This is a genomic window from Schaalia sp. JY-X159 (assembly GCF_014525425.1).
In the GTDB taxonomy this organism is placed as follows: domain Bacteria; phylum Actinomycetota; class Actinomycetes; order Actinomycetales; family Actinomycetaceae; genus Scrofimicrobium.
The window spans coordinates 116,042-123,786 of sequence record NZ_JACEXI010000006.1 but is presented as its reverse complement, the minus strand read 5'-3'; the positions used below and the strand labels follow the sequence as shown (position 1 = coordinate 123,786).

7 protein-coding genes are annotated in these 7,745 nt (G+C 56.6%); 4 read left to right on the top strand and 3 right to left on the bottom strand.

Annotation, left to right across the window (positions count from 1 at the left end; translation table 11 throughout):
* Window positions 1-27 precede the first annotated feature (27 nt).
* From IDL90_RS10285 to IDL90_RS10275, 3 genes are read right to left on the bottom strand one after another with little or no spacing between them, the layout of a single operon-like run.
* The gene (locus IDL90_RS10285; protein WP_187994440.1) at window positions 28-1,269 is read right to left on the bottom strand and encodes an LCP family protein; all 1,242 of its coding nucleotides are present in this window, start codon (window positions 1,267-1,269) and stop codon (window positions 28-30) included.
* A gap of 41 nt (window positions 1,270-1,310) precedes the next feature.
* Window positions 1,311-1,712 (bottom strand): DUF2304 domain-containing protein, encoded by a 402-nt coding sequence (locus tag IDL90_RS10280; protein ID WP_182141783.1) that lies wholly within the window; start codon window positions 1,710-1,712, stop codon window positions 1,311-1,313.
* Window positions 1,713-1,716: 4 nt separating this feature from the next.
* Complete coding sequence (locus tag IDL90_RS10275; protein WP_182141784.1) at window positions 1,717-2,403, bottom strand: glycosyltransferase family 2 protein; 687 nt, start codon at window positions 2,401-2,403, stop codon at window positions 1,717-1,719.
* Between the two features lie 194 nt (window positions 2,404-2,597).
* Here IDL90_RS10275 and IDL90_RS10270 point away from each other — a divergent pair, with 194 nt between their 5' ends.
* The 4 genes from IDL90_RS10270 (at window position 2,598) to IDL90_RS10255 (ending at window position 7,514) form a co-directional block, all read left to right on the top strand.
* Window positions 2,598-3,197 (top strand): acyltransferase, encoded by a 600-nt coding sequence (locus IDL90_RS10270; protein WP_182141785.1) that lies wholly within the window; start codon window positions 2,598-2,600, stop codon window positions 3,195-3,197.
* Between the two features lie 72 nt (window positions 3,198-3,269).
* The gene (locus IDL90_RS10265) at window positions 3,270-4,385 is read left to right on the top strand and encodes a DegT/DnrJ/EryC1/StrS aminotransferase family protein (protein WP_187994439.1); all 1,116 of its coding nucleotides are present in this window, start codon (window positions 3,270-3,272) and stop codon (window positions 4,383-4,385) included.
* 3 nt (window positions 4,386-4,388) lie between these two features.
* Window positions 4,389-5,396, top strand: coding sequence for a Gfo/Idh/MocA family protein (locus tag IDL90_RS10260; protein WP_187994438.1), 1,008 nt, complete (start codon window positions 4,389-4,391; stop codon window positions 5,394-5,396).
* Window positions 5,397-7,514, top strand: coding sequence for an acyltransferase family protein (locus IDL90_RS10255; RefSeq protein WP_187994437.1), 2,118 nt, complete (start codon window positions 5,397-5,399; stop codon window positions 7,512-7,514). It begins immediately after the preceding gene.
* The last annotated feature ends 231 nt before the right edge of the window (window positions 7,515-7,745 follow it).

Below are 7,745 nucleotides of genomic sequence, written 5' to 3'. Positions count from 1 at the left end.
TCCCGTCATAGGTTCGGCACCTCGGCTTTAGTAGCCGTCATCACCGTAAGTCAAGCTCCCGATTTCATCGTCTGTTCTTGGGTTGCCACCCTCGATGACTTCACCATTCTCCCCAACGGTGAAGTAGTTGCCGTTGAGGTCGGAGTAGACGGTTCCGGCCGGCAACTGTGTCCCATCCTTGATGGCTTGCCAGAACTCTGCGTTCTGCGGTTCCTTGGGCAGAAGGCGGTTGGCGTCAAAATCAGCTGTAACAACGGGCATCGCGAGGAAGCGGAAGTTCTCGGGTGGTGTGTTGGTCAGAGAGGTCGCCAACCCGGCATCTGTGCGTAGGTTGGACAGCGACGGTGAGAGGCGCAGGGCGTCCAGAGCTGTACTTAGGAATGCATAAAGCTTCGGTGTGTCCGTGAGGATGTTCTGGCCCATGGCTTCTTGAACCATCGCGCCAAGTAACAGGTGTTGGCGTTGGATACGCCCCATGTCAGATCCATCGCCCGTGTGGCGGACACGCGCCAACTGGGTTGCTGTGGTTGGGTCCAACCGTTGACATCCTGCAGGAATGACAAGGTCGAGGTATTCGGGGTCATTGATTTCATCCGGAAGGCAGATGTCAACGCCACCGAGCGCCTCAATCATCCGGCTGAAACCCGTGAAGTCAATGACTGCGAAGCCGTCCGATGAGATACCGGTTATTTCCTCTGTGAGTGCCTCTGTACAGTTCACGCCGCCTGCGAGGTCGGATCCGAGCGAACCGTATGAGAAGGCCCAGTTGAACTGCCCCCACTGTGCGTAGCTGACCGAACCGTCGGTGCGCTGGCATTCTGGCAGGTAGACCCACATATCACGTGGAATTGAAATGATGTTGACGTGTTGACGGTCAGCAGAGAGATTCAGCATCAGAGTGGTGTCTGAGCGGATGGTGTCGTCGTTGTCTTCCGGGTTGATTATTGAGGCGTCTTGATCTTGCCGCGAATCAATGCCCATGAGGAGGATGTTGACCTCACGCCCGGCGAAGCTGTCAGTCAGTTGTTCAGGTTCTTCGTCGGCAGACTGGGCCGATTGAGGTTGAGCACGAAGGTGCGATGTGTCCAGTACCGAGTCTGCGGCCTGATGGTTCAAGCTGTTGTAGAGAATCGCTCCTGCTGTTCCCACAAACAGGACTACACCCAAGACTGCGGCAAGCAGAACGGACAGCCACATCCAGGATCGACGCCTAGTCGCGGAGTGTGCGGGGGTCGCAGACATTGGCTGCTCCGTATCTTTCGTACTCATCGAAAAAGAGTCTAAACCTTGAATCCCAGGGATTTACTCAACTAGTGGTGCAAATCGCCAGCGTGAGGGGGTTGCGGCCCCGATGACGAGTCAATTTCGGGCCTTTCGTCGTCTCGACGAGCAAGGGCGACTTCACGTGCCAAGGTCGTGAGCTTCTCATTGAGCATCCTGTCGCGGCGATATGAGGAGGCCATCTGTGCAAAGAGTGTAATTGTCAGCAGGTACACCAGAAGGTTGATGCCGCTCGCGACACCGATGTATCTAGCGAAGGTGTTGAACACCGATGGGAAGAGGATTGCGAAGACGGCACTGACGATGACCAGGAGCATCCCGATTCTGCGCACCGCCAGTGAGTTCGCTGTTTTCGTCGGTCGCACCAGAAAGTAGGTGATCCCGATCATTGCGACTATGAGAAGGGTTTTGATTAGCCAATAGCTGGACATTTCACTACCTCATTACCAGGTCGACCAGGATGTTCACGGAGTTAAGTAGAGACTGCCCCTTCGCCTTTGAGTAGTCCGTATATGCGATGTGTACGGGCATCTCAGCCCAAGGAAGTCCGGTGTCTGCTAACTGACTGACAATTTCTGAGGCGTGGGCCATCCCATCTTGGCGCAGTTCAACCTGTTGTAGGGCATCGCGGCGAAGTAGGCGTAGACCATTGTGTGCGTCAGTTAGGTTCAGTCCCGTTCGCTGCTTGGTGACCGCTGCCGCTGTCTTCAGAACAAGCTTCTTTGACCAACCGACCTGGGTTGCGTCGTCAAGGAACCGCGAGCCGAAAATAATTGCTAGATCATCCGTCCTCGCCCGGTCAACCATGGCCGCCGCATCGGCGACAGAATGCTGCCCATCGGCGTCGAAGGTGACGATATATCGAGCATTGGTTTGTCGGCGCACAAACTCCATACCGGTTTGTAGTGCGGCGCCCTGCCCGAGGTTGAAGGGGTGCTCGATAACGCGCGCCCCATGCTGGCGGGCGATTGCAGCGGAACCATCGGAGGATCCATCGTCGACACAAACGATGTTGGTGAATGTCCCCTTGGCATCCTCAATAACCTGGCCTATTACGGTGGCCTCATTGTAAAGAGGCACCACAAGCCAGCTGTCGTCATACCTCGGGCCAGCTTCATTCATGCCCCCATTGTGTCATTAGGCGGCATTTTCAGACATACCGCCGTATCGCTAGGATGACCTTGTTCATCACAGTCGGTCCCTTAAATGGCTTAGTTCCCAGTTGTTAGGGTTTTGTGGGCGATACGATGGACACAGCGTGGTGCTCACGTCCTGCCTAACGAAGACTGAGTGCGGCACATAGATCAAGGAGAAGTATGGTTCGCATCGTTGAATCAGCTGACGTTTCGCCCTCAGCCGTGATTGGTGAGGGATCCAGCGTTTGGCATTTGGCCCAGGTTCGTGAGGACGCCGTACTCGGTGAAAACTGCGTGATTGGTCGTGGAGCTTACATCGGCACGGGCGTTTATCTAGGGGACAACTGCAAAGTACAGAACTACGCCCTCGTGTATGAACCCGCGCAGCTTGGCCACGGGGTCTTCATCGGTCCAGCAGCGGTTCTCACCAATGATCACAACCCACGCGCCATCAACCCTGATGGTTCGATAAAGGACGCATCCGACTGGGAGCCTGTTGGGGTCACCATCGAAGAGGGTGCTGCGATTGGTGCTCGGGCAGTTTGTGTTGCCCCCGTAACGATTGGGAAGTGGGCGACTGTCGCGGCCGGGGCTGTGGTCACCAAAGATGTCAAGCCGTACGCGTTGGTCATGGGTGTTCCTGCCCGCCAGTACGGCTGGGTTGGTCGCGCGGGTGAGGTTCTGGAACCCGTCGAGGGCGCGGTGGGCCAGTTCCGCTGCCCCCAGTCCGGCACTCTATATGTCGAGGACGAGGCCGGTAGTCTTTCCGAACTCGCTTGAGTTTGATTCCCACTATGCAACCGCTCGCAACGCGAGCAACCACCTAGAAGTGTCCGCGAGAGAGGATTCGCAATGAGTAATGAGCCTAGTGTCCTAGATTTTATTCCACCTGCTAAGCCGATTATTGGTGAGGACGAGGTTGCTGCTGTTTCGGCTGTTTTGCGCTCGGGGATGGTGGCGCAGGGTCCGCAGGTGGCTGCTTTTGAGGAGGAATTCTCGGAGGCGCTGGTTGATGGGGCGTTTGCTGTTGCGGTGAATTCGGGTACTTCTGCCTTGCATTTGGCGCTTCTTGCGTCTGGTGTTGGTCCGGGTGATGAGGTGATTGTTCCGTCGTTTACGTTTGCGGCGACGGCGAACTCGGTGGCGATCACTGGTGCGACTCCGGTGTTTGTTGATATTGAGGCTGACTATTTCTGCATGGATCCCTCGGCTGCTGAGGCGGCGATTACGGAGCGTACTAAGGCGATTATGCCGGTGCATTTGTATGGGCATCCAGCGGCGATGGGTGAGTTTGAGGCGATTGCTGATAAGCATGGGATTGCTTTGTTTGAGGATGCCGCCCAGGCGCATAATGCGTCTTTGCATGGTCGTAAGGTGGGCACGTTTGGTTTAGCGGCAGCGTTTTCCTTGTATCCGACGAAGAATATGACTTCGGGTGAGGGTGGGATGATCACTACCGGTAGTGAAGAGGTAGCGCGTCGGGCCCGTATCCTGCGTAATCAGGGGATGGCGAAGCAGTACGCCAATGAGCTGGTTGGTTTGAATAATCGCATGACGGATATTCATGCGGCGATTGGTCGCGTCCAGCTCGGTAAGGTTGGGGGTTGGACCAAGCAGCGTCAGGATAACGCGGCGTTCTTGTCGGAAAACCTTGAGGGCGTTATTGTGCCTCCGGTGGCTGATGGTGCGGTGCATGTGTATCACCAGTACACGATTCGTGTTCCTGAGGGTCGTGACGAGTTTGTTGAGACCCTGCGTAATGAGTACAACGTGGGTTCGGGCGTGTATTACCCGATCCCGAATCATCGCCTGCCGTCTTTGGAGAAGTATGCTCCCCGTTTGGATCTGCCGGTAACTGAGCAGGTTGCCAAGGAGTGCATTTCCCTGCCGGTGCATCCCTCCTTGTCGCAGGCTGATTTGGAGCGGATCGTTACCGCTGTGAATGAGACTGCGAAGGCTGGAGCATAACTGATGAGTGAAACAGCAAAGCAGGCCGCGTTGCGGGTTGGTGTGTTGGGGATTGGTTCCATGGGGCGTCACCATGTGCGTAACGCCCGCGCCCTGGACGGGTTTGAACTGGTTGCCGTGGCTGACCCTTCCGGTGACAGGTTTGGTGTCGCTGGTGGTCTAACCGTGCTACCGGACGTGGAGTCCCTCATTGAAGAGGGTCTGGATGCAGCCATTGTGGCGGTGCCAACCGTGTATCACGAGGATGCGGCACTAAAGTTGGCGGCTGCTGGCGTTCACACCATGATTGAAAAACCCCTCTCCGGCAGTGTGGAATCAGGCGAACGCATCGCGAAGGCTTTTGATGAGGCTGGCCTAGTTGGTGCGGTGGGGTATGTGGAGCGTTGTAACCCGGCCCTACTTGATATGCGCAGGCGGATTGCTGAGGGCCAGTTAGGTGAGGTCTACCAGGTCGTCACGAGACGTCAGTCCCCCTACCCGGCGCGCATTAGTGACGTGGGGGTAGTCAAAGACCTAGCCACGCATGATGTTGATTTAGCGGCGTGGATCGCTGGGTCGCCCTATGAGTTGGTGTTTGCTCAAACCGCGCACCGCTCGGGCCGCGCCCATGAGGACATGGTTACCGTCTCAGGCCGCTTCCAAAACGGGGTACTGGTCTCTAACCTGGTGAACTGGCTGACCCCCTTCAAGGAACGCCTCACCGTGGTAACAGGTGAACACGGCGCCCTCGTCGCGGATACTGCCCTAGGGGACCTGACGTTCTACGAGAATGGGTCCTTCCCCGTCGAGTGGGACCAGATCGCTGCCTTCCGCGGCGTAAGCGAGGGACAGGTAACCCGTTACGCCCTACAAAAGCGTGAACCCCTAGCCGTGGAACAAGCCAACTTCCGTGACGCTATCAACGGGGAAGCAAGCAACCACGTCACCATGGAACAAGGCCTCCAAGCACTCAAAGTCACCGAAGCCATCCTCCAAAGCGCAGCATCGGGTAACAGCGTCCGTATTCCGTAGATGACACAAGCTCTTTCACAAGCACCCGCCCCCAGATCGCAAACGGGGGCGGGTGCCTCACATTTTCGGCTCGATATTCAGGGCCTACGCACGATTGCTGTCGGTGCCGTTGTCCTTTTTCACCTCTGGCCGCTACGGCTCGCGGGAGGTTTTGTAGGCGTAGATGTCTTTTTTGTTATTTCTGGCTTTCTAATTACTGGGCACCTCCTCCGCGAGGTGAACCAGACTGGATCTATACGGCTGGGACGCTTCTGGTCGCGTCGTATTGCGCGTCTGCTACCAGACTCATTCCTAGTCCTCCTAGTGGTGGCAGTTGCGACGTTCGTTATCGTTCCCAAAGACCAGTGGACGGACTACTTCTCTCAGATCCGTGCAAGTGCTCTCTACTTTGAGAACTGGCAGTTGGCATGGGATTCCGTGGACTACATGGCGATGGACTCACAACCAACCGCGGTCCAGCACTATTGGTCCCTTTCGGTAGAGGAACAGTTCTACGCCGTATGGCCGCTCCTAATCGTCCTCGCGCTGTTCGTTGTCAAGCGGTTTGCCCCGATGTACAAAGCGCACACGGTGCTCCTAATTCTGCTCTCCGCTGTAGTCGCAGCATCTCTGTGGTACTCAATAGTGGCTACCAATCGTCAGCAGTCATGGGCCTACTTCGCTTCTTTTACCCGTGTTTGGGAGTTCGCAGCGGGCGGCATCGTAGCCTTGACAGCATCGTTGGTGGGGCGACAGGCACTGGGTAGCCTAGGGACGGCTCTAGCCGGATGGATGGGAGTCGCTCTCATCATCTGGTCTGCATTTGTCTACTCTGGTGCGACGATGTTCCCCGGATACGCGGCATTGGTTCCAGTCGCGGGGACGATGCTTGTTCTGTACTTTGGGAACTCCACTTCGGCGTGGTCCCCGAAAGCGTTTCTGTCACTCCGTCCCATGGTGTGGATTGGGGGGATCTCCTACGCTGTGTACCTCTGGCACTGGCCCCTGGTCGTGATGGTTCCGTTTGTGACAGGTCATCAACTCACGACTTTCGCGAAGATAGCCATCGGCATTGCTACGTTGGTGCTGGCGCAGATTAGTACCAAGTTTGTTGAAGATCCGATGCGTCGAGGGCGTCTTCTGGGGATTCCTTCGCGCGCGTTTGCGTTTGCGATTGTTGGTGCAATCATCTTCGTTGGCATCACTGGAATCGGCTCCTGGCAGCTTGCTCGAGAGAAGGAGGTCGCTGAGCTGGCGGTATCTGAGCGCATAGCACAGCCATGTATCGGACCCTCCGCCTTAGACCCCACAAATGGGTGCGGCGACCCTATGGGCACGGGGGAGTACCTAGTCACTCCCGAGGCCGTGGCCACCCAGAACGAGGACGTGCCATTCAAAGAATGCCAGGTAGGCATCAGGACAAGCGACGTCATTGAGTGTGTACTTGGGGTGGATCCCTCGGAGGCAACTCGTCACCTGATGCTGGTAGGGGACTCGCACGCCACTCAATGGGCGCCTGGGTTGAGCGAGGCGGCACACGAACATGTATGGACGGTTGACACCTTCATGAAGTCTTCCTGTCCTCTCACACTTTCGCGGAGGGTTTTGAACAGTGAGCAGACATCGGAAGCCGGTGACTCGTGTGAGGCTTGGAGCACCGAGGTCCTTGAGAGGGTCAAACAGAGTGACGCTGACACCGTCGTGCTCACCAGTTATCAGAGCGCGTATGAGTGGGCCGAGCGAACAGATGTGTCAGGGTACGGAGATCCTGTTGATGGTTTTGCCGCAGTGTTCGCCCAGATTGCCGATACGGGTAAGGATGTCGTGGTGATCAAAGCAGTCCCACGGACCGCTGGCGGTCCCGTTCCCGGTTGTCTACTCTCGAATAGCAGGACGTTGGAGTCCTGTGGACTGCTTCGCAAGGATGCGCTTCCTGAAGACTACATGGCAGCTGCCGTCGAGAAGCTCGACCGACCCGACGTTCGCATTGTGGACCTTGATGACCAGTTCTGCGATCACACTTGGTGTTACCCGGTGGTAGGGGATGTTGTCGTCTACAGGGACTACAGCCACCTGGCTCCGGACTACGCCAAGCTCCTCATGCCCTGGGTCCTACCTGCCTTGGAAGGCGCCCAATAAATACATCAGTGTAGTTTTCATTAGTGAGTGTGGCCCCTAGTCAAGAGGTGTTACGGTTGTTGTTGGTGTGACGATTGTTGTCTATCACCAGCTCAACAGCAGGCGTAATTGGAGTGTGATTCCGCATGGCAGCAGTGCCGCAACGGAGAACCTGGTCGGGGCGGACAGGTGCCGCAATAGTCTCACTTGGCGCATGTTGCGCCCTTGTGATGGGGACAGCATTGGTGGGGC

Excerpts from the sequence above, each read along its gene's own strand:
- IDL90_RS10285 (WP_187994440.1), bottom strand. The coding sequence starts at position 1,269 with ATGAGTACGAAAGATACGGAGCAGCCAATGTCTGCGACCCCCGCACAC.
- IDL90_RS10280 (WP_182141783.1), bottom strand. The coding sequence starts at position 1,712 with ATGTCCAGCTATTGGCTAATCAAAACCCTTCTCATAGTCGCAATGATC.
- IDL90_RS10275 (WP_182141784.1), bottom strand. The coding sequence starts at position 2,403 with ATGAATGAAGCTGGCCCGAGGTATGACGACAGCTGGCTTGTGGTGCCT.
- IDL90_RS10270 (WP_182141785.1), top strand. The coding sequence starts at position 2,598 with ATGGTTCGCATCGTTGAATCAGCTGACGTTTCGCCCTCAGCCGTGATT.
- IDL90_RS10265 (WP_187994439.1), top strand. The coding sequence starts at position 3,270 with ATGAGTAATGAGCCTAGTGTCCTAGATTTTATTCCACCTGCTAAGCCG.
- IDL90_RS10260 (WP_187994438.1), top strand. The coding sequence starts at position 4,389 with ATGAGTGAAACAGCAAAGCAGGCCGCGTTGCGGGTTGGTGTGTTGGGG.
- IDL90_RS10255 (WP_187994437.1), top strand. The coding sequence starts at position 5,397 with ATGACACAAGCTCTTTCACAAGCACCCGCCCCCAGATCGCAAACGGGG.